At 36.2% G+C, this 21,957-nt stretch carries 24 protein-coding genes; 11 read left to right on the plus strand and 13 right to left on the minus strand.

Going from position 1 to position 21,957, the window contains the following annotated elements; translation table 11 throughout:
- Nucleotides 1–45: 45 nt before the first annotated feature.
- The 3 genes from O5639_RS08600 to O5639_RS08610 all read left to right on the plus strand — a co-directional run bounded on the left by O5639_RS08600 (nucleotide 46) and on the right by O5639_RS08610 (nucleotide 3,855).
- Nucleotides 46–1,662 carry an NAD(P)H-quinone oxidoreductase subunit 4 gene (locus tag O5639_RS08600; RefSeq protein ID WP_269625537.1) on the plus strand — a complete coding sequence of 539 codons (1,617 nt, stop codon included), beginning with the start codon at nucleotides 46–48 and terminating at the stop codon, nucleotides 1,660–1,662.
- A gap of 64 nt (nucleotides 1,663–1,726) precedes the next feature.
- Complete coding sequence (locus O5639_RS08605) at nucleotides 1,727–2,620, plus strand: segregation/condensation protein A (RefSeq protein WP_269624133.1); 894 nt, start codon at nucleotides 1,727–1,729, stop codon at nucleotides 2,618–2,620.
- Between the two features lie 56 nt (nucleotides 2,621–2,676).
- On the plus strand, nucleotides 2,677–3,855 hold the full coding sequence (locus O5639_RS08610) for a nucleotidyltransferase family protein (protein ID WP_011294151.1): 1,179 nt from the start codon (nucleotides 2,677–2,679) through the stop codon (nucleotides 3,853–3,855).
- Here the strand turns inward: O5639_RS08610 and O5639_RS08615 are convergent.
- Entirely contained in the window at nucleotides 3,848–4,729 is an 882-nt protein-coding gene (locus tag O5639_RS08615; protein ID WP_269624134.1) for a methylenetetrahydrofolate reductase, read from the minus strand. The genes O5639_RS08610 and O5639_RS08615 overlap by 8 nt on opposite strands.
- Before the next feature lie 84 nt (nucleotides 4,730–4,813).
- Here O5639_RS08615 and O5639_RS08620 point away from each other — a divergent pair, with 84 nt between their 5' ends.
- Nucleotides 4,814–5,086 carry a helix-turn-helix domain-containing protein gene (locus O5639_RS08620; protein ID WP_269624135.1) on the plus strand — a complete coding sequence of 91 codons (273 nt, stop codon included), beginning with the start codon at nucleotides 4,814–4,816 and terminating at the stop codon, nucleotides 5,084–5,086.
- Between the two features lie 243 nt (nucleotides 5,087–5,329).
- On the opposite strand, the gene O5639_RS08625 is transcribed toward O5639_RS08620, so the two are convergent.
- The 8 genes from O5639_RS08625 to O5639_RS08660 all read right to left on the minus strand — a co-directional run bounded on the left by O5639_RS08625 (nucleotide 5,330) and on the right by O5639_RS08660 (nucleotide 12,527).
- The gene (locus O5639_RS08625; protein ID WP_269624136.1) at nucleotides 5,330–5,830 is read right to left on the minus strand and encodes a CYTH domain-containing protein; all 501 of its coding nucleotides are present in this window, start codon (nucleotides 5,828–5,830) and stop codon (nucleotides 5,330–5,332) included.
- A 3-nt stretch (nucleotides 5,831–5,833) separates the two neighbouring features.
- Nucleotides 5,834–6,742 (minus strand): NAD(+) kinase, encoded by a 909-nt coding sequence (locus O5639_RS08630; RefSeq protein ID WP_269624137.1) that lies wholly within the window; start codon nucleotides 6,740–6,742, stop codon nucleotides 5,834–5,836.
- 9 nt (nucleotides 6,743–6,751) lie between these two features.
- Nucleotides 6,752–7,081, minus strand: a complete 330-nt coding sequence (gene nuoK / locus O5639_RS08635) for an NADH-quinone oxidoreductase subunit NuoK (protein ID WP_269604270.1) — start codon at nucleotides 7,079–7,081, stop codon at nucleotides 6,752–6,754.
- Nucleotides 7,082–7,115: 34 nt separating this feature from the next.
- Nucleotides 7,116–7,718, minus strand: coding sequence for an NADH-quinone oxidoreductase subunit J (locus O5639_RS08640; RefSeq protein ID WP_269624138.1), 603 nt, complete (start codon nucleotides 7,716–7,718; stop codon nucleotides 7,116–7,118).
- Nucleotides 7,718–8,371 (minus strand): NAD(P)H-quinone oxidoreductase subunit I, encoded by a 654-nt coding sequence (gene ndhI, locus O5639_RS08645; RefSeq protein WP_269624139.1) that lies wholly within the window; start codon nucleotides 8,369–8,371, stop codon nucleotides 7,718–7,720. Before ndhI ends, O5639_RS08640 begins: the two co-directional genes overlap by 1 nt.
- Nucleotides 8,372–8,478: 107 nt before the next feature.
- Nucleotides 8,479–9,597: an NADH-quinone oxidoreductase subunit NuoH gene (nuoH, locus tag O5639_RS08650; protein WP_269624140.1), complete on the minus strand. Its 1,119-nt coding sequence runs from the start codon at nucleotides 9,595–9,597 to the stop codon at nucleotides 8,479–8,481.
- Nucleotides 9,598–9,672: 75 nt separating this feature from the next.
- Nucleotides 9,673–10,800, minus strand: coding sequence for a citrate synthase (locus tag O5639_RS08655; protein WP_269624141.1), 1,128 nt, complete (start codon nucleotides 10,798–10,800; stop codon nucleotides 9,673–9,675).
- Nucleotides 10,801–10,940: 140 nt separating this feature from the next.
- Nucleotides 10,941–12,527: a DUF3352 domain-containing protein gene (locus tag O5639_RS08660; RefSeq protein ID WP_269624142.1), complete on the minus strand. Its 1,587-nt coding sequence runs from the start codon at nucleotides 12,525–12,527 to the stop codon at nucleotides 10,941–10,943.
- 86 nt (nucleotides 12,528–12,613) lie between these two features.
- Between O5639_RS08660 and O5639_RS08665 the strand changes: the two genes are divergently transcribed.
- A complete protein-coding gene (locus O5639_RS08665) occupies nucleotides 12,614–12,970 on the plus strand; it encodes a rhodanese-like domain-containing protein (protein WP_269624143.1) in 357 nt (118 codons plus the stop codon).
- A gap of 13 nt (nucleotides 12,971–12,983) precedes the next feature.
- Here the strand turns inward: O5639_RS08665 and trpB are convergent, their stop codons facing one another.
- Nucleotides 12,984–14,237: a tryptophan synthase subunit beta gene (trpB, locus tag O5639_RS08670; RefSeq protein WP_269624144.1), complete on the minus strand. Its 1,254-nt coding sequence runs from the start codon at nucleotides 14,235–14,237 to the stop codon at nucleotides 12,984–12,986.
- A 39-nt stretch (nucleotides 14,238–14,276) separates the two neighbouring features.
- On the opposite strand from trpB, the gene O5639_RS08675 reads away from it, so the two are divergent.
- Entirely contained in the window at nucleotides 14,277–14,600 is a 324-nt protein-coding gene (locus tag O5639_RS08675; RefSeq protein ID WP_269624145.1) for a translation initiation factor, read from the plus strand.
- 52 nt (nucleotides 14,601–14,652) lie between these two features.
- On the plus strand, nucleotides 14,653–15,291 hold the full coding sequence (gene cysC / locus O5639_RS08680; protein WP_269624146.1) for an adenylyl-sulfate kinase: 639 nt from the start codon (nucleotides 14,653–14,655) through the stop codon (nucleotides 15,289–15,291).
- A gap of 24 nt (nucleotides 15,292–15,315) precedes the next feature.
- Here cysC and purE read toward each other — a convergent pair whose 3' ends face one another.
- Entirely contained in the window at nucleotides 15,316–15,852 is a 537-nt protein-coding gene (purE, locus tag O5639_RS08685) for a 5-(carboxyamino)imidazole ribonucleotide mutase (RefSeq protein ID WP_269624147.1), read from the minus strand.
- A gap of 78 nt (nucleotides 15,853–15,930) precedes the next feature.
- Here purE and O5639_RS08690 point away from each other — a divergent pair, with 78 nt between their 5' ends.
- Both O5639_RS08690 and bchM read left to right on the plus strand, forming a co-directional pair.
- Nucleotides 15,931–17,091, plus strand: a complete 1,161-nt coding sequence (locus O5639_RS08690) for an N-acetylglucosamine-6-phosphate deacetylase (protein WP_269624148.1) — start codon at nucleotides 15,931–15,933, stop codon at nucleotides 17,089–17,091.
- Nucleotides 17,092–17,119: 28 nt separating this feature from the next.
- Nucleotides 17,120–17,821, plus strand: coding sequence for a magnesium protoporphyrin IX methyltransferase (gene bchM / locus O5639_RS08695; RefSeq protein ID WP_011294169.1), 702 nt, complete (start codon nucleotides 17,120–17,122; stop codon nucleotides 17,819–17,821).
- Between the two features lie 31 nt (nucleotides 17,822–17,852).
- On the opposite strand, the gene O5639_RS08700 is transcribed toward bchM, so the two are convergent.
- On the minus strand, nucleotides 17,853–18,581 hold the full coding sequence (locus tag O5639_RS08700; RefSeq protein ID WP_269612110.1) for a response regulator transcription factor: 729 nt from the start codon (nucleotides 18,579–18,581) through the stop codon (nucleotides 17,853–17,855).
- Nucleotides 18,582–18,659: 78 nt separating this feature from the next.
- On the opposite strand from O5639_RS08700, the gene O5639_RS08705 reads away from it, so the two are divergent.
- Nucleotides 18,660–19,808, plus strand: a complete 1,149-nt coding sequence (locus O5639_RS08705) for a cysteine desulfurase family protein (RefSeq protein WP_269624149.1) — start codon at nucleotides 18,660–18,662, stop codon at nucleotides 19,806–19,808.
- A gap of 7 nt (nucleotides 19,809–19,815) precedes the next feature.
- Here the strand turns inward: O5639_RS08705 and rsmH are convergent, their stop codons facing one another.
- Nucleotides 19,816–20,730, minus strand: coding sequence for a 16S rRNA (cytosine(1402)-N(4))-methyltransferase RsmH (rsmH, locus tag O5639_RS08710; protein WP_269624150.1), 915 nt, complete (start codon nucleotides 20,728–20,730; stop codon nucleotides 19,816–19,818).
- A gap of 41 nt (nucleotides 20,731–20,771) precedes the next feature.
- Between rsmH and O5639_RS08715 the strand changes: the two genes are divergently transcribed.
- Nucleotides 20,772–21,956, plus strand: coding sequence for an NAD(P)H-quinone oxidoreductase subunit H (locus tag O5639_RS08715; protein WP_011294173.1), 1,185 nt, complete (start codon nucleotides 20,772–20,774; stop codon nucleotides 21,954–21,956).
- The last annotated feature ends 1 nt before the right edge of the window (nucleotide 21,957 follow it).

The following is a 21,957-nucleotide window of genomic DNA, read 5'->3' on the forward strand; positions in this document are numbered from 1 at the left end:
CAAGTCTTGGAATTCGCTCTCAATACAAGTTTGAACCTAGGAACAATGCTGATTTCTGAGCCAATTCCAGCAGATTTCCCATGGTTAAGTTTATCAATATTGTTTCCCATTTTTGGGGCATTAGTTGTTCCTTTTATTCCAGATAAAGGCGAAGGGAAAGAAGTTCGATGGTATGCCCTCATAATTGCTTTAATTACTTTTCTAATTACTGTTGCGGCTTACTTCAAAGGTTTTGACCCAAGTCAAGAAGGGTTGCAATTATATGAAAAAGTGAGTTGGCTCCCAGACCTTGGATTGACTTGGTCTGTTGGTGCAGATGGCTTGTCAATGCCATTGATATTGCTTACAAGTTTCATAACTTCTCTTGCCGTTTTGGCTGCATGGCCAGTTAGCTATAAACCAAAATTATTTTTCTTTTTAATCCTTGCTATGGATGGAGGCCAGATAGCTGTTTTTGCTGTCCAAGATATGTTGCTTTTCTTTCTGGCTTGGGAATTGGAGTTGTTCCCAGTGTATTTATTCCTTGCAATTTGGGGCGGGAAGAAGAGGCAGTATGCAGCGACCAAATTTATTATCTATACCGCAGGTAGCTCTTTATTTATTCTCCTTGCTGGTCTTGCAATGGGTTTCTTTCAAGGAGGAGGAATACCAGATTTTGGTTATACTCATTTAGCTCAGCAAGATTTTGGCAGGGGCTTCCAACTGCTTTGTTATTCAGGGTTGTTAATAGCTTTTGGTGTCAAACTTCCTATTGTTCCTCTTCATACTTGGTTGCCAGATGCGCATGGAGAGGCTACTGCTCCAGTGCATATGCTCTTAGCAGGAATATTGTTAAAGATGGGTGGATATGCTCTTCTTAGGTTTAACGCCCAACTACTGCCTGATGCTCATGCCCAATTTGCACCATTGTTAATTGTGCTGGGAGTGGTAAATATTATTTACGCAGCTTTAACTTCTTTTGCGCAAAGAAACTTAAAAAGGAAAATTGCTTATAGCTCAATTAGTCATATGGGCTTTGTTTTGATAGGTATTGGAAGCTTTAGTTCTCTAGGAACTAGTGGTGCAATGTTGCAAATGGTCAGCCACGGTCTGATAGGAGCAAGTTTGTTTTTCCTTGTTGGTGCAACTTACGACAGGACTCATACGCTTCAATTAGATGAGATGGGGGGTATTGGTCAAAATATGAGGATTATGTTTGCTTTATGGACAGCATGTGCTTTCGCTTCTCTGGCATTACCGGGAATGAGTGGCTTTATCTCAGAATTAATGGTCTTTGTTGGGTTTGTAACTGATGAAGTTTATACTCTCCCCTTTAGAATTGTTGTTGCTTCATTAGCAGCTATTGGTGTTATTTTGACACCCATATATTTATTGTCGATGCTAAGAGAAATTTTCTTCGGTAAAGAAAATGCAAAGTTAATATCCAAAGCAAAGTTGGTAGATGCGGAACCTAGAGAAATCTATATTATTGCTTGTTTATTAGTTCCAATTATTGGAATTGGTTTGTATCCAAAAATCATGACTGATACTTATATTTCATCAATTGATGGACTGGTTAAAAGAGATTTGTCGGCTGTTGAAAGAATTAGAAGTAATCAAGCAACAATTATTAGCAACACAAAATTATCAATTGGGACTCTTAAAGCCCCTCTTTTGGATTAAAGATTATTTCACCTGGCATCACATCCAATATAGAGATAACTTGCTTTTAGATTCATAGTTCTCATTGCCAGTTGATCTTATAACTCAAACTGCAGATTCTGGCGCGAGACTTGCTATTCGTTTACTGCAAGATGCTGCTCAAAGAGGAGAAATTGATCCTTGGGATGTCGATGTTATTCCTGTTGTGGATGGGTTTTTGGATCAACTTAAACAGCGTATTGAAATCCCAAAACAGATTTCACAACATTTGAATCATAATGGTGGAAGTTATGAGCTTGATCTCGCTCAGAGTAGTGAGGCCTTTTTAGCGGCTTCTGTCTTGGTTGGTTTAAAAGCTGAGGTTCTTGAGGCTGAAATGTTTTCTGTTGATATTGATGTAGAAGATGATTCAGACTTTGATTATGGCGAGCAGGGTTGGCTAGATGATACTTTTCAATTACCTCTTAGACCTGAAAGACACCTATTCAGAAGGCCTGTTGCTCCACCTCCATTTAGAAGGCCAGTTACTCTTGGCGAATTAATAAATCAGCTAGAGACAATTGCAGAATCTTTAAAAAATGATGAGTTGCAAAATCGTAGGAAGTTACGCCAAAAAAAATTAAGTGATAGAGAAGTTATTTCTCAAGTTGCATCTCTTGCACATCGAGAGAAATTACCTGAAACAACTGCTGCTTTGGCAATTTTTATCAATGATTGGGAGCAAGCATTATATTGGGTTGATTTCGAATTATTAGTTCAGCGCTGGAGAGACAATTCTGCCTCAGAGGATTTGGATACAGATAGAGTTGGAGTCTTTTGGGCTTTATTGTTTTTGTGTTCACAGGGCAAGGTGGAGATTGATCAAAAAGGTTCTTTGTTCTCTCCAATAAGCTTAAAGAGACTTCTGGAACCAGGAATGGTTGCTCAACTTCCTCTATCGTCTTTAGACGTGACAGATGGCTCGCCGGCCGCTGCTTAGCTCTTTTTGGAGGCAGCATTCTATGTTGGCCATGTATAACTTCGGTTAAACCGCCTATGAAGGCGATGATTCTGGCGGCTGGGAAGGGAACCCGAGTTCAGCCAATCACGCATGTGATTCCAAAGCCAATGATTCCTATCCTTCAGAAACCCGTGATGGAGTTTCTGTTGGAACTTCTTAAGGAGCATGGTTTTACTGAGGTTATGGTCAATGTTTCGCATTTGGCAGAAGAAATAGAAAATTATTTTCGAGATGGACAAAGATTTGGAGTTGAAATCGCATATAGCTTTGAAGGCCGCATTGAAGACGGAGAATTAATTGGTGACGCTCTTGGCTCAGCGGGTGGGTTAAAAAAAATTCAAGATTTTCAAAAGTTTTTTGATGATACTTTTGTTGTCTTGTGTGGAGACGCTCTAATTGATTTAGATTTATCTGAAGCTGTAAAACGACATAAAGAAAAAGGTGCTTTAGCTAGTTTGATCACTAAACGTGTTTCAAAAGATCAAGTGAGTAGTTATGGCGTTGTTGTAACTGATGAAGAAGATCGTGTTAAAGCTTTTCAAGAAAAACCTTCCATAGATAATGCGTTGGGCGATACTATAAATACTGGAATTTATTTATTTGAGCCTGAAATTTTTAATTATATTCCGTCTGGAAAACCCTTTGATATTGGCTCAGATTTGTTCCCAAAATTAGTAGAAGAAGGGGCGCCTTTCTATGCTTTACCAATGGATTTTGAGTGGGTTGATATTGGTAAAGTCCCAGATTATTGGAGGGCAATAAGAAATGTTCTTAAAGGTGACGTTAGACAGGTTGAAATACCTGGAAAGCAGGTGAGGCCTGGGATCTATACTGGTTTAAATGTTGCAGCTAATTGGGATAAAATAAATGTGAAAGGACCTATATATGTTGGTGGAATGACAAGGATTGAAGATGGTGTAACTATTGTTGGTCCTTCTATGATTGGTCCGAGTTGTTGTATTTGTGAAGGTGCAACAATTGATAATTCAATAATCTTTGATTATTCACTAATTGGGCCAGGAGTACAACTGGTAGAGAAGTTAGTTTTTGGTAGATATTGTGTTGGCAAAGAAGGTGATCATTTTGATTTACAGGAAGCAGCTTTAGATTGGTTAATAACTGATGCTAGAAGACAGGACTTAGGCGAACCCTCACCTCAGCAAAAAGCAATGGCTGAATTATTAGGTACTGATCTGATTGGTTCTTCTAATTAATATTTGCTCTATCTAGAATTAGAGGTATTTCTTGTTCTGCTTTAACTGCCATAATGTGAACACCTTGAGCTATGGATAGAAATCTTTTTACTTGCTCAGCAGCAATTGAGATACCTTCATCAATAGGGTTTGATGAACTTTCAAGTCTTGAAATAATTGATTTGGGTATGCATGCTCCTGGTACTACACGATTTATGAATTGAGCATTTTTGGCAGATTTAAGCAGAAAAACCCCAGCTAAAACAGGCATTTTCATAGGATCTGTTATTTCATTGCAAAATCGTTCAAGTACTTTAGGGTCCATGACCATTTGTGTTTGAAGGAAATTTGCACCCGCTTTTTTTTTGAGTTCAATTCTTCTTCTTAAACCATCAAATCCCTTGCAATTTGGATCAGCTGCAGCTCCAGCAAACAATTGAGTTGGACCATCTGGTAAGAAATCAGATACTGGATCAATTCCTTTGTTAAGTGATGTGACTTGACTAATAAGTTCTATTGAGTTGAAGTCTTGAACTGATTTGGCTTGAGATTGGTCTCCGACTCGTACAGGATCACCAGTTAAACAGAGGATATTTTTGATTCCCAAAGCATGCGCTCCAAGTAGTTCAGCTTGTAATGCGATTCGATTCCTATCCCTACATGATAATTGCAAAACTGGTTCAAGATTTGCCTCTAAAAGCAGCTTGCATAAGGCTAGGCTGCTCATTCGCATGATTGCTCTGCTGCCATCTGTAACATTAAAACCATGCACAAGGCCTTTTAATTTCTCGGCTTTTGAGAGCGCTAAAGCTGTATCACCACCCCTAGGAGGCATGATTTCAGCAGTAATAGCTGATAAGCCAGATTCGAGACGATTTTGAAGTTTCGATTTCACATGTATTTTTTACTAGATAATTACTATCGGTGATGAAAGGCCCTAATCTAAGTAGTATTAATTAATGAGTTGTGAGTGAGGTGAATGTTTACAGGAGAGATCGCTAATTCGTCCCACATGGGACTCTCAGCTAGGGAAATGGAGATTATTGGATTAGTTGCTGATGGCCTCACTAATCAAGAGATTGCTGAAAAACTGACAATCAGCAAAAGGACTGTAGACAATCATGTTAGCAATATGTTTACAAAAACAGGTTCAAAAAACAGGGTGGCTTTATTGAACTGGGCAATGGATCATGGGAAAATTTGCAGGGATGGGTTCAATTGTTGTTCATTGCCAGATGAAACACCTTCGTAGAAGATCTAATTATTTTTGTCCTCATTTATGACTGATAAGTTCATTAGAGAAAATTCAATTGAAGATAGCTCAAATAACTTTGCATATGCAATACAAGCCTCCTTATCACTACAAGTGAAGCGAAGGACACCTTCCGTATCATAAAGACCATACAAGTTATACCTCTTGCAAAGGATGCATTGCTCGCTGGAAGTCAGTAGTTATGATTGTAAAGACAATCTAAAGGACGATTGGCCTTTTTGCTTAGGACCCTTTGATTTTGATCCGATCTTTTACAGATAATTGAGAAATAGGTGTCTTTGCAAGAGAAGCATTGCTTAATAATTTGATCCCTGTTATCTCTTGCCCACACCATGAGGGAACTTGAATTTCTTCGGATTCAGAATTCAATTCAATTTCAGCAATTTTCAAGGAAAAATTGGACTCATCAAAAAGATCAACTACCCAATTTTTCTTATTTATTTTTAACTGATAACGAGTTTTAGTAATTTTATATTTTGATAATTTTATTAATTCGATGGCATCTTTTAATGGAATTGAATATTCAAACTCGTGGTTTATTAACCCATTTAATGAAGATTTTAATGTGATGTATGCTTTTTTATTGTCTATTATTCTTACTCGAGTAGCCCATTCATCTACATTTGAATTTAAGTAGGCTTGACTAAAAGCTTCACTGAGTATGACCTGAGATTTCCAATCTTCATTTTCAACCAAGAATCTTCTTTCGATTTCTATCCCCATAATTTAGTTTTTATTCCTCTCATTAAGGCTGCTAGCCCAATGAAGTTTTTGAGTGATTGTCTTATAATAAGAAAGATTTTCATCTAAAATTATTATTGAGGTTGAATGATTAGATTTCTTTATTAAGCATGTATCATTAGCTTCGATTAGACATCCACTCGAACCATCTAACCATAACTTTATTTTTTGCTTCTTTTCTTTTATAGGTTTTATTAGTAATTGAGATTCAGGAGGAACTACAATCGGTCTACTTGCTAGGCTCATTGGACATATAGCACTTACGATTATCGCATCCAAAGAAGGGTGGATTATTGGCCCTCCTGCAGCCATGGAGTAAGCGGTAGAACCTGTTGGTGTCGAGAAGATAAGGCCATCTCCTTTGAATTGGTCAATTGCCTCACCATCAATTTCAAGTGCAAGGCTGCAAGTTGGTGCAATTTCGTCTGAGCAAGATCGTAAATATAAATCATTTAGAGCAAAAAATGATTTTTTAATTGTGCTTTCATTATTGATTTTTTCTTTAAATACAGTTGCTTCAAGCATCATTCTTTTTTGTATATTAAAACTATTATTTGAAACTCTTTCCCAAAAATTAGCTTGCTTTAAGATATGACGATCGTGTGTCAAAAAGCCTAGATTTCCTCCCACATTGAAACTTAAAATAGGTATGTTTTTGGGGGATAAAAATCTGGCAGCTCTTAAAACTGTTCCATCACCTCCTAAAACAAGAGCGATTTCCGGCAAGATATCAGATAATGAAAATAGTTGATTAACATTATTGGTTTCATTGCTTATTTCTGAAAATAAGACTTTTTTCCCATAACCTTCAATTATTTTCTTACAATTTAGGGTTTCTTGATATGCAGTATCGCTATCTGATCTATATAAGATCCAGATCAGATTTGTTGTCATTGATAATACCTACCATTTGAGTAGATTGAAACTTTCCATATCAATAGTAACTCTATTTCTATACAAAGAAAGTAGTATTGCTAGCCCAACAGCAGCCTCGGCGGCGGCTACTGTGATAACAAAAATTGAAAATACTTGTCCTCTAATTATTGATCCGTCTATATATGATGAAAAACTCATAAGATTTATATTTACTGCGTTTAACATTAATTCAATACTCATTAAAACTCGCACAGCATTTCGACTATTAATTAATCCCCAGACACCTGTACAGAAAAGAAATGCAGCGACTATAAGATAAGCTTGAAGAGGTACTGGACCAATAGAATTTTCTAACATCTTTATAAAGTAAATTTTATATAGATAATTGAATTCATTTTATACTATTTTCGGAAAGCAGAGGAAGTTTCTTATCAATTAAGGACTTTTGATTCTTTGAATCATTTATATCATCTTTTGGAATTGTGACATCTCTTCTTGCTAATACAATTGCTCCAATCATAGCCATTAATAAGAGAATCGAAGCAAGTTCAAAAGGTAACAAATAATCTGTGAATAGATGTTCACCAATTCTCTCAGTTGCCTCTTCACCAATTGAGGTTGGTCCAGGTAAGTTCCATTTAGTGGTAATGCTAACTCGCAATAATAAAATTAATAATCCACCGCAAACTCCACCAGATAACAATTTTCTAGTTTTAAGACCTTCCATTGGTTTTAACTTTTCTTTCTTATTAACCAACATAATTGCAAATAATATCAAAACATTTACAGCTCCTACATATACAAGAATTTGAGCTGCAGCGACAAAACTAGCATTTAGTAAAAGATATAAACCTGCTACAGCCATAAAGACTCCGCCTAATAAAAATGCTGAGTAAACAATATTCTTTAATAAAACAACTGCTAAGCTTCCAGAAACTATGACAGCACTAAGAATTAAAAAGCAAATTAATTCTGTTGAATAAGCGATATTCATTAATTAGTAGAATTTAATTTATTTGGAACCATATCGGATGAATTATTATTAACTTCTTCTTTTGATCTCTCTGCTTGTAGCTCTTTTATAATTTGAGTTGGAAGTTTACCTGCTCTTTTTTGGTTCGCAGGCAATTCATGAGGGTCCATTATGCCCTCGGGTAAATAAGCTAATTCTCTTAAAGGTATAACTGATGGATCTGAAGTTACACTCGTTGGTAGTCTTCCAAGAGCAACATTATCGTAGTTAAGACTATGTCTATCGAATGCAGCCAGTTCATATTCTTCTGTCATTGATAAGCAATTTGTAGGGCAATATTCAACGCAATTTCCACAAAAAATACATGCACCAAAGTCAATAGAATAATTTCTCAACTCTTTTTTCTTGGTTTCTTTATTCATTACCCAATCAACAACTGGTAGATTAATTGGGCAGACCCTTACGCAAACTTCGCAAGCGATACACTTATCAAATTCATAATGAATCCTTCCTCTGTAACGCTCAGAGGGAATTAGTTTTTCGTAAGGATATTGAACAGTTATAGGCCTTCGGCGCATGTGGTCGAAAGTGACGCCTAGCCCATCAATTAAATATTTCGCTGCACTAACAGCTTCTTTAGTGTAGTCGGCAACTTTTTCAAGGAAACCAAGCATATTAAATTTACTGCCGGCGGCCTCTATTTACATTAGTCATTATACAGTTTTTTTCAAGTAATTGTAGGTACTTTTACTTAAAAACTAGCAATTGTGTTGCTTTTCTTTTATCCGCCAAATGTCATTGGAAATGCCAATTTAAGAGAAGCAGTGACAAGTAAATTTACCAACGAAATAGGTAAAAGAAACTTCCATCCTAAATCAAGTAGTTGATCAATGCGAACTCTTGGAGTGGTCCATCTCAATAAGATTGCTAAAAAAACCAGTAAATAAGCCTTGAGGATTGTCATGACAATTCCAAGAGACGCAGCAATAATTTGAACTAATGGATTATCAATTGAAAGTCCTATCAAAGATGAAAACCAATCAATTGAGATTGGAAAACCCCATCCCCCTAAATACAGAACGGAAACAAGTAAAGCAGATAAAACAAGATTTATGTATCCAGCTAAGTAAAATAGAGCAAATTTCATACCTGCATACTCAGTTTGATAACCAGCGACAAGTTCTTCTTCTGCCTCCGGTAAATCAAAAGGTAGTCTCTCGCATTCAGCTAATGCACAGATCCAAAAAATAATAAAACCTACAGGTTGTCGCCATATATTCCAGCTAAGAAAACCAGCAGTATTTTGTTGATCAACTATATCAATAGTACTTAATGAATTGCTCATCATAACTATTGCCAAAACCGCTAGCGCTAGTGGAATTTCATAACTAATTGATTGAGCGGCAGCTCTAAGTCCTCCTAGCAAAGAATATTTATTGTTAGAAGAGTAGCCACTCATCAGAAGACCAATAGGTTGAATACTACTTAGGGCAATCCACAAAAAGATTCCTATGCCTACATTGCTAATTAAAAGATTTTGACCAAAAGGAACAATTAACCAAGATAAAATTACCGGAACTAAAACTAGTATTGGACCAACTGTAAAAAGAACACTGTCTGCCCTTGCCGGGATAATGTCTTCTTTTACTAAAAGTTTCAAACCGTCTGCCATTGGCTGAAGAATACCAAGTGCACCTGCGTATTCAGGACCAATTCTCTGTTGAGCTGCTGCAGAAATTTTTCTTTCAAGCCAAACTGTTACTAATACACCAACGACAGCTGACACCAATACCAAAAGCATTGGAAGTGGTATCCATAAAAGATGTGCTAATTCATGAGATAAACCAAGTTTCTGAATACCTTGGGTAAAACTCATTTCAAGGTCTATACCTGAATTCACTTCTGAGATTTAATCTATTAACAAGATTAGTGTAATTTTGAATTAATTTTATAGTCGAAAAAAATAAATTCCAAATTATCTGCTCTCAAGAGGCTGCCAATTTCTGATTTTTGCTCCTTCATAAATTTGTGATGGTCTGAAAATTCTATTTGCTCCAAGTTGTTCTCTCCAGTGAGCCAACCAACCAGCAACTCTGGAAATCGCAAAAACGGGTGTAAACAAGTCTCGAGGAATACCAAGCTTTCGATAAACAAGTCCAGAATAAAAGTCAACATTTGGGAATATACCTTTTGGCCCTAATTTAGAAATAGCCTCTTCTTCAAGTGCTTTAGCTACTTCATACATTTCATCTTTACCAAATTCTGAGAAAAGTTCTTCTGCGAAGGCTTGTAATATTGTTGCTCTAGGGTCTTTGACGCGATACTCCCTGTGCCCAAAGCCCATGATTTTTCTTTTTTTTGCAATTGCATCATTGAGGAATGAAGAGGCTTTATCAGGTCTTCCAATTTCTTCTAGCATTGCTATAACATCTTCATTGGCCCCTCCATGAAGAGGACCTGCCAATGTCCCAACGGCAGAAGCTACGACAGCATAAGGATCAGTTAGTGTGCTAGCAGTTACTCTTGCGCTAAACGTACTTGCATTGAGACTGTGTTCGGCGTGGAGAATTAAGCATCTGTCAAACACTCTTGCTGCAAGAGGATTTGGCTCCCTCTCAGTTAGCATATAAAGGAAATTGGAAGAATAAGGTAAATCATCCTGAGGTTGAATTGGATCATCTCCTTTTCTTATTTGCTCGAAAGCGGCAACCATAGTTGGAATTTTTGCAATTAACCTAACTACTGCGTCGTAGATATATTTTGGATTATCAATTGCTCTACGTGAATAGAAGAGGCCTAGAGATGCAGCACTTGCTTGCAGAGCATCCATAGGATGTCCTGATTCTGGAAAACACTTGAGCATATCTCTAATTCGAAAGCTCACTCTTCTATGCATTTGAACATCTTTTTCAAATTTCTGAAGCTCATTTTCAGTGGGAAGTTCTCCCCATATCAAGAGAAATGCAGTTTCTAAAAAACTACTTTTTTGGGCTAGCTCAGATATTGGATAACCTCTGTAGTTCAGCCTTCCCTCTGTCCCATTGATCTCGCATATCCCTGAATTGGTTACTGGAACCCCTTCCAGGCCTGGCTTTAGAACCACATTAGTTGTCTTTTGTTCGTTATCTATGGCTTTAGCTCCTGCAAAATAATTTTCTGTTCAATTCGAAAAAATAATTTTCAACTTGAACTTTATTGTATAGAATTAAACTATATGTAGAATATAGCACTTAAAACTTATTATTAACTTGTTTTCAAGTTGATTTCAACTTTAATGAAGTCTGAATAATTAATTGTAGGGACTGCAATTGAGATATCAATATTTTTAGGGGACGTTAGCTGATTTCCTAGCATAGTTTTGAATAAGATATATGGATAAAAATTGTTTAAAACTGTATTAGTTTTTTCTTCTCCTAAATGTATTCTCAGGACATCATTAAAATCATTAGCTTCATCTATCTTCTGTTCATTAGCTGAATAATATTGTAAGTAATTAATATTTTCAAAATTTGAAATAGAAGATAAGTTTTGACTCCAAATGTAAGTCTCTTCATCTTCTTCAACAATTGCCTCAATGTTTTCTTTTAGCGCATATCTTTCATTTTCATCTGTACTGATTTTTGACCAGATCTCTAGCTTCCTGTTTTTGAAATCTAGATTTGAACTGGAAAATTTATCTTTTTTAAGAACATCACTTATCTCTGTTTTGCTCGTATCAGATTTCCTAGTTAAAACCAACCAGTCTTTATCATTTATCCAAATTAAATTTCCTTTAGAGTTTTCAAGAATTATTTTAAAAAGGTTAGAATAATCAAATGTTGTTGATTCCTTGATAAGAGATGCTATAAGATTTTGATATGGATGGCCAGCATCTTTGCTGAAATACTGCTTGGGATTATCAATTAATATTAAATCTTCAGACAATTCAGATTCATTTTTTATGTCAACTAAATTATAGTTAATATCTTTAACAGGCATTTTAGTTTTAACATCATAAGATAGTATTCCTTCAATATTTAGTATATTTTTCTCTAGATTGATAGAAGATATTAAATGATCTATCTGATTGATCTCAAATAAATTTTCTTCTTGACCTATTAGATTTAATATCTTCTTTGGAGACATTTCTAATAATAATATCCCATCTTTCAGATTCTCTTTTAATTGAATATTCTTATACCTTTCTTTTGTATTTAATATATTACTATCTGATTTCTCTATTGAAGATTGTATAATTTCTGGGTTGGATGCTATTAAAAGATTATCTTTGTCATTTAGAATGAAGACTGAGTTATTGGAATTAACTTTTTTTGAAATTATTTCTGTTTTTGATTCGCTTGATTTATTACTTGGCTCATTACTCTCATCAATAATGTTTGATCCTAAAATAGATTCTAATTCTTTTTCAATATTTATATCTTCTTTTATTGCTAAAATCATAATCCAATTATTTAGAGTTTGGTTATTTGAATTAAATACAGCAAAGCTCCCATAATCTCCTACCCATTTTGAAATATCTTCTGCAAAATCAAGACTAATTAATTTAAAAGAAGAATCTCTAATAAAACTTATTTTTTTATTTATAATATTTTTACTAAATTGAGATTGATAATTTTCGATGTATTTTGGAAGTAAAGATGGATTCAGTTTCCAGTGAAAAACGAGATCAGGATTGTTTGGTATATATTTCGAGGAAACCGGAGCATTGAATGATTTTTCATTGAACTTTGGGATTTGCTTGAGTGGCTTATTCCGCCAGATGAATATCCCGGTGAAAATTGATAAAATTATTATTCCTGATATTAAAAAATAAGATATTCGTGATTTCATTTTTTATTATTTGTGCATTTGTATACTTTTTGAGCTTTGATAATAGAAAGGTTAATCTTTACTTACATTTACTTACAATCTTGAATATGAACCAGAATATTCCTTTAAATATATCTCCAAAAGAGTTAAATAAAATCTTAGAAGATGATTCTTCTGAAAAACCATTCATTGTAGATGTGAGGGAGGATAATGAAATTGCTATTGCTTCATTTTCATTTTCAGTATTACATCTTCCTTTGAGTCAGGCTGCAAATTGGTCAGCAAAAATAGGTGAACTGTTACCGAAGGATCAGCCTATTGTTGTCGTCTGCCATGCGGGTGTGAGAAGTCTGAATTTTGGTGTTTGGCTTTTAGAACAAGGAATAACTAAAAGTGTTTGGAATCTTGTAGGGGGAATAGATGCTTGGAGCACTGATGTTGATCAATCTGTTCCAAGGTACTAATAGGCTTTTTACTTTATATTTTTGAACCTAGTTTTTCAGCAACTGTATTCACATCTTTATCTCCTCTACCAGAGCAGTTGAGGACAATTTCTGAATTTTGATTGAGAGTTGGACAAAGTTTTTCGAGATAAGCAAATGCATGAGCAGTCTCTAGCGCAGGAATAATACCTTCTAATTTACTAACTAATTGCAGCGCTTCAATGGCTTCCGTGTCAGTAACAGCTGCATATTCAGCACGACCAATTTCTTTGAAGTAACTATGTTCCGGACCAACTCCTGGATAATCAAGACCTGCGCTAATGGAATGAGCCTCCTTGACTTGTCCATCTTTGTCTTGTAGCAAGAGACTCATGGCTCCATGAAGAACTCCTATCCTTCCTTCAGTAATTGTCGCGGCATGGCGACCTGTTTCGACTCCATCTCCCGCAGCTTCAACTCCAATCATTCTCACACTTTTGTCTTCAACAAAAGAATGGAAAAGACCCATCGCATTCGATCCCCCACCAACACAAGCCAGAAGAACATCGGGAGACCGCCCAAAAGCTTGTTTACATTGTTGCTTTGTTTCTTCTCCAATAACTGCGTGAAAATCTCTGACCAACATTGGATATGGATGAGGGCCTGCAACTGAACCGAGAATATAATGAGTCGTTTCAACATTAGTAACCCAATCCCGAATAGCTTCGCTTGTTGCATCTTTGAGTGTTGCTGTTCCACTTGTTACTGGCCTCACTGAGGCTCCAAGCAATTGCATTCGGAATACGTTTAAGGCTTGTCTTCTCATATCTTCTTTGCCCATATAGATAATGCACTCCAATCCAAAACGAGCGCAGACTGTCGCAGTTGCAACTCCATGCTGACCAGCTCCAGTTTCAGCAATAATTCTTTTTTTGCCCATCCGAATCGCAAGAAGAGCTTGCCCAAGTGCATTATTTATTTTGTGTGCACCTGTGTGATTTAAATCTTCTCTTTTAAGCCAAATCCTTGGACCTTTTAATGTATTTTTTCTGTAATGTTCAGTTAGTCTTGTGGCTTCATAAAGAGGAGTGGATCTTCCTACGTATGTTTTTAGTAAATGATTTAGTTCTGAATTGAATGAAGAATCTTTCCATGCTTCTTTAGCAGCTTGCTCTAATTCAATAAGAGCAGGTATTAAAGTTTCAGGAACATATTGCCCCCCATACTTACCAAATCGACCAAGAGCATTCGGCCTTGTTAAAGGAGATAAATCCGAATCTTTAAATTGTGTTGGGAGTGTACCTGTCACCTTAGATTAAGAAAATAATTACCAGCCAAAAAGCAAAAAATGTCCAAAGGTGGCTGGAGTGAGTTTAATGACCCTCTTAAGACAATAGGGAGTAACACTCAAAATAGTGTTACTCCTAAAGGAAAGCGACAAGTTCGTTTAGAAAGAACTCGATCTGGAAAAAAAGGAAAACTTGTTACTGTTATCAAAGGACTTGAATTAGAGCAAGTAGAGGCAAAAAAAATTCTTAAGAATTTAAAAATAGCTTGCGGAACAGGTGGGGCTGTTAAAGGTGATTTTTTAGAGTTACAAGGAGATCAAATATCAAAAGCTCACAATTTTCTTTTAAAGGAGGGTTTTAGGCCAAAACAAAGTGGAGGTTAACAATAAACTGTGTCGATCAACATGGAGAATAGTAAACAATTAGTCTGCATTCATGGAACAAAACTCTAAAAGTCCTCTATCAAAAGCCACTAATATAGTTTGGCACCAATCTTCAGTTGATAGAGAAGCTAGATTTCAGCAAAGAGGACATCGCAGCGCAATACTTTGGTTTACAGGTCTATCTGGTTCTGGAAAAAGTACACTAGCCAATGCAGTAAATGTAGCTCTACACAAAGATGGTTATTCAACTTATGTTTTAGATGGTGATAACATCAGACATGGTTTATGCAAAGACTTAGGATTTTCTGATCTTGATAGGGAAGAAAATATCAGAAGAATTGGCGAAGTCTCTAAACTATTTCTTGACGCTGGAATCATTGTTTTAACTGCATTCGTATCTCCATTTAGAGTCGATCGCGATAATGCAAGATCTTTAGTTGGAGAGAATGATTTTATAGAAATATATTGTTCAGCTGATCTAGGGGTTTGTGAAACAAGAGATACAAAAGGGCTTTATGCCAAGGCAAGAAATGGAGACATCAAAGATTTTACTGGAATCTCAAGTCCTTATGAAGAACCTCAGTCTCCAGAATTGAAAATTGATACTGGAAATCTAGAGATTGATCAATGTGTAGATATAGTTATTAATTTGCTTGTTGAAAGAAAGATTATTTCAAAAATTTCTAAGTAAATTAGTAAGTTAATGGAAAATTAATTACATTTGTTCTAGATAAGTTATAGCTCCAATCTCTTTAAGTGTGTGATCTTTTTTAACGACAAGGTCGTGCAGCTCACATCTGTAGGCGTTTAATTTATTTTTTAATTCAGTATTGTTGATGGCTAAAATTTGAGTAGCCAAAAGGCCAGCATTTAGGCCCCCTTCTATGGCAACTGTTGCTACGGGGATGCCTGAGGGCATTTGCAAGATTGAATACATAGAATCTATCCCTGAAAGTGCCTTGCTTTTGACGGGAACGCCTATGACAGGAAGGGTTGTAAGAGATGCGATCATTCCTGGTAGATGAGCAGCCCCGCCAGCCCCAGCAATTATCACTCCAAAACCATTTGATTCTGCCATTTGAGCAAAATCCATCATTTCTTTTGGAGTCCTATGAGCAGACAGAATCCTTACTTCATTAGATATGCCAAATTGATCTAGAATTGCCACCGCAGGCTTAAGAGTTTTAAGATCTGAATCACTACCCATTACTACAGCTACTTGCTTAAATGTATTAGCTTCAGTTAAAGACAATTGTCAATTCTATAAATCTCATTTTTATAATGCCAATTATTTAAGAATTCTGCATTAATTATTTTTAGTTTTTAAGAAATGAGAAAGATTACAAACATTAAAGTACCTCAACCAGATAAAAGCGAAGATGAAAATAATTTATTTTCACTAGTTTTAGATGAACATGGAATTATTCTTTCTATTGATAAAACTTGCAAGAGGGAATCAAGTTATGACGAAGATTGGCATGGAGATTGGCTAAGTCCTAGAGCGATTGATCTTCAAATGAATGGAGGTTTAGGGATCTCATTTACAGATTTAAATTTTAATAAAATACCTAAATTATTAACATTGCTTGATCAACTTTGGCTAGATGGAGTTGAAGGAATTTGTCCAACTTTTGTTAGTTGTTCTCTAGATCAATTTCAATTAGGAATGGAGGTCTTAAAGGAAACGAAAAAATATACTTCAACAAATCGATGTCGACTACTTGGCGCCCATATGGAAGGACCTTTTTTATGTGAGACATATTCTGGAGCACATGACACAGGAAGTATTTGTAGACCTAGTATTTCTGCTTTAAATGAGAGAATAAAGGGATTTGAAGAAGACATAGCACTAATGACATTGGCTCCAGAATTAAAAGGTTCTTTGGATGTAATTTCTCGTCTAAGAGAATTAAATATCGTTGTTTCACTGGGACATTCTTCAGCTGATTTTGATTCAGCGATAAAAGCTTTTAATAATGGTGTGAGCATGATTACGCATACTTTTAATGCAATGAAAGGTTTACATCATCGAGCTATTGGACCTATAGGAGCGGCTGCAAGAAGAGACGATATTTTCCTAGGATTGATAGGTGATGGTGTTCATGTTCATTCAGATATGATTAGGCTTTTAAAGATACTTGCACCAAAGCAAATTGTATTAGTTAGCGATGCAATATCAGCTTATGGTTTAGGAGATGGATCGTTTAATTGGGATAAACGCTTGATAACAGTAGAAAATGGTTTATGCAGACTTCCAAATGAAACAATTGCAGGATCCACTTTGCCTTTACTAGACGCATGCAAAAAAATAGCAAATTGGATTAATGATCCCTCTGCTGCTATTTGGATGGCAACACTTGCTCCACGTATGGTATTAAGTCAGAACAAAATGACTGCAAAATCTTTTTTTATTGGAAAAAATATTAAGTCTTTACTTAGATGGAAAATGAATTCTTGTAATCATCAGTTGTCTTGGCAGTTGGCTGCGTAAGATTGGTAAGAGGTAATTATCTGATTAAATGACAACGCAAATTGAGAAAAATGAAAAGGCGGAAGTCACTGAATATTTTAATGGGACTGGGTTTGATAGATGGAATCGAATATATAGCGAAAGTGATGATGTAAATAAAGTGCAAAAAAATATAAGGATAGGTCACCAAAAGACAGTTGATGATGTCATTAGTTGGTTGAAAGAGTATGACAATATCAAGGATAAAAGTTTTTGTGATGCTGGCTGTGGTGTTGGTAGTTTAAGTATTCCATTGGCAAAATTGGGTGCTAAATCAATTCATTTAAGTGATATTTCTGAAGCTATGATAAATGAGACAAAAAGTAGGGCAAAGGAAGAAGGTTTGGACTTCAATAAGCTGAATTTTCGCACATCTGATTTAGAAAATTTAAAAGGTTCATTTAATACAGTTATTTGCTTAGATGTTTTCATTCACTACCCTCAACAGGAGGCTGAGGCAATGGTGAAACATCTATGTGAATTATCTGATGAGAGATTAATTGTTAGCTTTGCACCATATACTCCTTTACTAGCCCTTTTGAAAGGTATTGGTCAGCTATTCCCTGGACCAAGTAAAACTACTAGGGCCTATACATTAAGGGAGTCCGGAATTATCGAAGCTGCAAAGCAATCTGGCTTTAAAGTTGTCAAAAGCAAGTTGAATCAAGCTCCTTTTTATTTTTCGAAATTAATAGAATTTGTGAAATCCTAGAGATCTAAAATTTTAATTTTTCAAAACATATTTAGGTAACTAAATGATTTTCAAGTGCATATCTAACTAGTTCTGTTCTACTGGAAGTACCGGTTTTAATAAATAATCGACTCACATATTTCTCTACATTGCGGATAGAAGTCTCAAGTTGTCTTGCAATTTCTTTGTTCATTAAACCTTCCGCTACTAGTTGCAAAACGCTTGCCTCTCTTGGGGTGAAATTAGGAATCGAATCATCTTTGCGTGAGTTGTTTTTATCCCCATGGCTAAGCATTGATTTTATTTCTGTAATCTGTTTTGCCATTTGGCCAACATCAGCATTAGCAAATCTGGCTGCTTCAGTTAATAGTCGCTCTTGCCGCTGAACTACATTCTTAACTCTTGCAACTAGCTCATCTGGATCAAATGGTTTTGGCATGTAATCGTCTACACCTGCTTGATACCCCTGAGTCCTATCAGCAGTCATACCTTTAGCAGTAAGGAAAATGACAGGTGTACCTCCAAGTCTTTCATCTTCTCTAATTTTTTTTAAAAGCCCATAACCATCACATCTAGGCATCATGACGTCACTGATAATTACATCAGGGATCATTTTTTGAGCTTTTTCCCATCCCTCTTCTCCATCGACAGCGGTTGTAACTTGAAATCCTTCATCTTCAAGATAGGCCTGAACAGCAGTTCTTAAACCGGGCTCGTCATCGACAAGTAATATCCTTGGAGTTTGAGAAACTTCTTGTGTTGATGGATTGGGGTCACTCATAAAATTGGACTTCTAGAGCTTTTTAGGAGGATATTAACCTTTATTCCTCTCTTATTATTTAGATTAACGAATGAATCAATGGATAATAATCACCTAATTTTTGATTTTCAGTCTTCAACACCATGTTGTACGAAGGTTGTTGAGGAGATGGCTCCTTATTGGAATGAGTTGTGGGGTAATCCCTCTAATACTAATAATCGATCCGGTGTTTTTGCTTCAGCTGCAGTTGAAGTATCTCGTGAAAAAATAGCTTCATATTTGAACATCAATCCGAAAAGATTAATTTTCACGAGTGGGGCAACAGAAGCGAATAACTTGGGTTTAGTTGGACATGCAAGAGCTAAAGCACAACTGATTGGAAAACCTGGACACATAATTACCGTTTCAACTGAACATCATGCAGTCCTTGATCCGCTTAGGCAGCTTCAAAAAGAAGGGTTTCGCTTGACAGAATTACAACCGAATAAAGAGGGTTTAATCAATATTGAACAACTTTCTGAAGCTTTTGAAAAAGATACTTTTCTGGTTAGCGTCATGGCTGCAAATAATGAGATAGGGGTTTTGCAACCTATTGGTGAAATTGGGTCTTTTTGTAAGAGAAAGGGAATCGCTTTTCATACTGATGCCGCTCAAGCCTTTGGATACTTAGATTTAGACCCCGATAAATTTCGCATTGATTTGATGAGTTTGAGTGCTCACAAAATCTATGGACCTAAAGGTATTGGGGCTTTGGTGATTAGGGAAGGATTCCCTCTTGAACCATGTCAATATGGAGGAGGCCAGGAGCTTGGATTAAGATCCGGCACGCTCCCTGTCCCGTTAATTGTTGGCTTTGCAAAGGCAGTCGAAATAACAAAAAATGATCAGGATGAGAGGAACAAGAGACTTTTGTTTTTTAGAAACTTATTGTTGAGTGGATTAAAAAAGAATATTTCTGGATTGATAGTTAATGGATCTATTGATCAAAGATTGCCTCATAATCTCAATATCACTTTCCCTGGCGTGAAGGGAAGTCAATTGCATGGTCAATTAAGAAGGTTTATTTTTTGTACTAGTGGTTCAGCTTGTAGTAATGGTGACGCTTCTCATGTTCTGCAGGAGATAGGGCTCAGCAAAAAACATGCTGAAGCGTCAATAAGGATGAGTATTGGGAGAAATACTACGGAGAAAGATATCAATAAGGCTATTAATATTATTACGAATATAGTGATTAATCTTAGACAATAATTTAAGCCTAAGTTAAGAATTGCTTTGCAGAAATTCTTAACTTTGCACTTTTACTTCTTGGATTTAATTCTATTTCTTCTGGGCTTGCTCTGATAGGCTTTTTAGATAGTACTTTCAATCTATTGTCTGTCTTAAAGCTCGATTTTACTCTTCTATCTTCTAGTGAATGAAAACTCATTACCATAAATAATCCATTCTCTAACAACCAGTTTGGAGCTTTTAAAAGTAAACTTTCGAGAGAGCCTAATTCATTATTGACAGCTATTCTTAAAGCCTGAAAAGTTCTTGTTGAGGGATGAATTCGACCATGTCTTTGCTTGGGGGGGAAGCATCCTGCAATTGCATAAGAAAGGTCTTGAGTTCCAGAGTATGGTCCATTTTCAGCTAGATCATTTTTTATTTTTCTTGCAATACGCCTAGATCGTTTTTCTTCGCCTAATTCATATATTAAATCAGCTAGATTTTGCTCAGAGAGAGTTTCAATAAGTTCGGCTGCACTTGAACCCTCTTTGGGATTCATACGCATATCTATTGGACCATTTAAACGAAAGCTAAAACCTCGTGAAGGCTCATCAAGTTGATGACTACTAACTCCAAGATCCGCTAGGACACAAATGGCTTGTTCGTGATGTGAAAAGTCTGCGAAGTTTGTAGAGATTATTTCTATTCTTGTTCCGAATTTAATTAATTTTTTTGATGCTGCTTTTATAGCCATTGGGTCTTGATCCAGCCCAATAATTTTGATTCCAGGGAAATTTTCGAGTATTTGAGCGGAATGTCCCCCGCCTCCAATGGTTGCATCAATAATTAATCCTTTTTTTGTTAATTCACTTGGTAATTCCTTTAATGAGCGAATTATTTCTTTCCCCATTACAGGGATATGATTAAAGTTAGAACTTGAACTAATTGGCCCTTCTTTCATAAGTTTTTACTAGTATCTAGACATTGCTTTGGTTGGGCCCAATGACGCAGCTTGAAACGCGTACTGAGCCAATGGTGGTCAACTTTGGGCCACATCATCCATCAATGCATGGGGTATTGCGATTAGTAGTAACCCTTGATGGAGAGGATGTTGTTGATTGTGAACCAGTTATTGGTTACTTGCATCGAGGGATGGAGAAAATTGCTGAGAATAGAACAAACGTTATGTTTGTTCCTTACGTGAGTCGCATGGATTATGCGGCTGGTATGTTTTATGAAGCCATTGTTGTTAATGCCCCTGAGCGTTTAGCAAATATAAAGGTACCCAAGAGAGCAAGTTATATCAGAGCGATAATGCTTGAGTTAAATAGGATCGCTAACCATTTGCTATGGTTAGGTCCATTTTTGGCTGATGTCGGAGCTCAAACTCCTTTCTTTTATATTTTTAGAGAAAGAGAGATGATTTACGATTTATGGGAGGCTGCAACTGGTCAGAGATTGATTAATAATAATTATTTCCGTATTGGCGGCGTTGCATGTGATTTGCCTTGGGGTTGGTTAGAAAAATGCAAAGATTTTTGTGACTGGTTTGGTCCAAAAATTGATGAGTATGAAAAATTGATTACTAATAATCCTATTTTTCGTAGACGTATAGAAGGTTTAGGAGTTATAGGAAAAGAGCAAGCGATTAACTGGAGTCTTTCTGGCCCAATGCTTAGGGCGGCAGGTGTCCCGTGGGATTTGAGAAAGGTAGATCATTATGAATGCTATGACGATTTTGAATGGGATATTGCATGGGAGAAAGAGGGTGATTGTTATGCAAGATATAGAGTTCGTATTGAAGAAATGAGACAGTCATTAAAAATATTACGACAAGCTTGTGAGATGATTCCTGGGGGGCCAACAGAGAATCTTGAGGCACAAAGAACAGTTGAGGGGAAAAAAGGTGATTTATCGGGCTTTGATTATCAATATGTAGCCAAGAAAGTTGCACCGACTTTTAAGATTCCTAATGGTGAATTATATACACGCCTTGAGTCTGGAAAAGGAGAGATAGGAGTATTTATTCAAGGTAATAATGATGTAACCCCTTGGCGGTTTAAAATTAGAGCAGCTGACTCAAATAATTTGCAGATACTTCCTCACATACTTAAGGGAGCCAAGGTCGCTGATATAATGGCAATCTTAGGTTCGATTGATGTGATTATGGGTTCTGTTGATAGATAGG

It is taken from the genome of Prochlorococcus marinus str. MIT 1214 (assembly GCF_027359355.1).
Classification (GTDB): domain Bacteria; phylum Cyanobacteriota; class Cyanobacteriia; order PCC-6307; family Cyanobiaceae; genus Prochlorococcus_B; species Prochlorococcus_B marinus_F.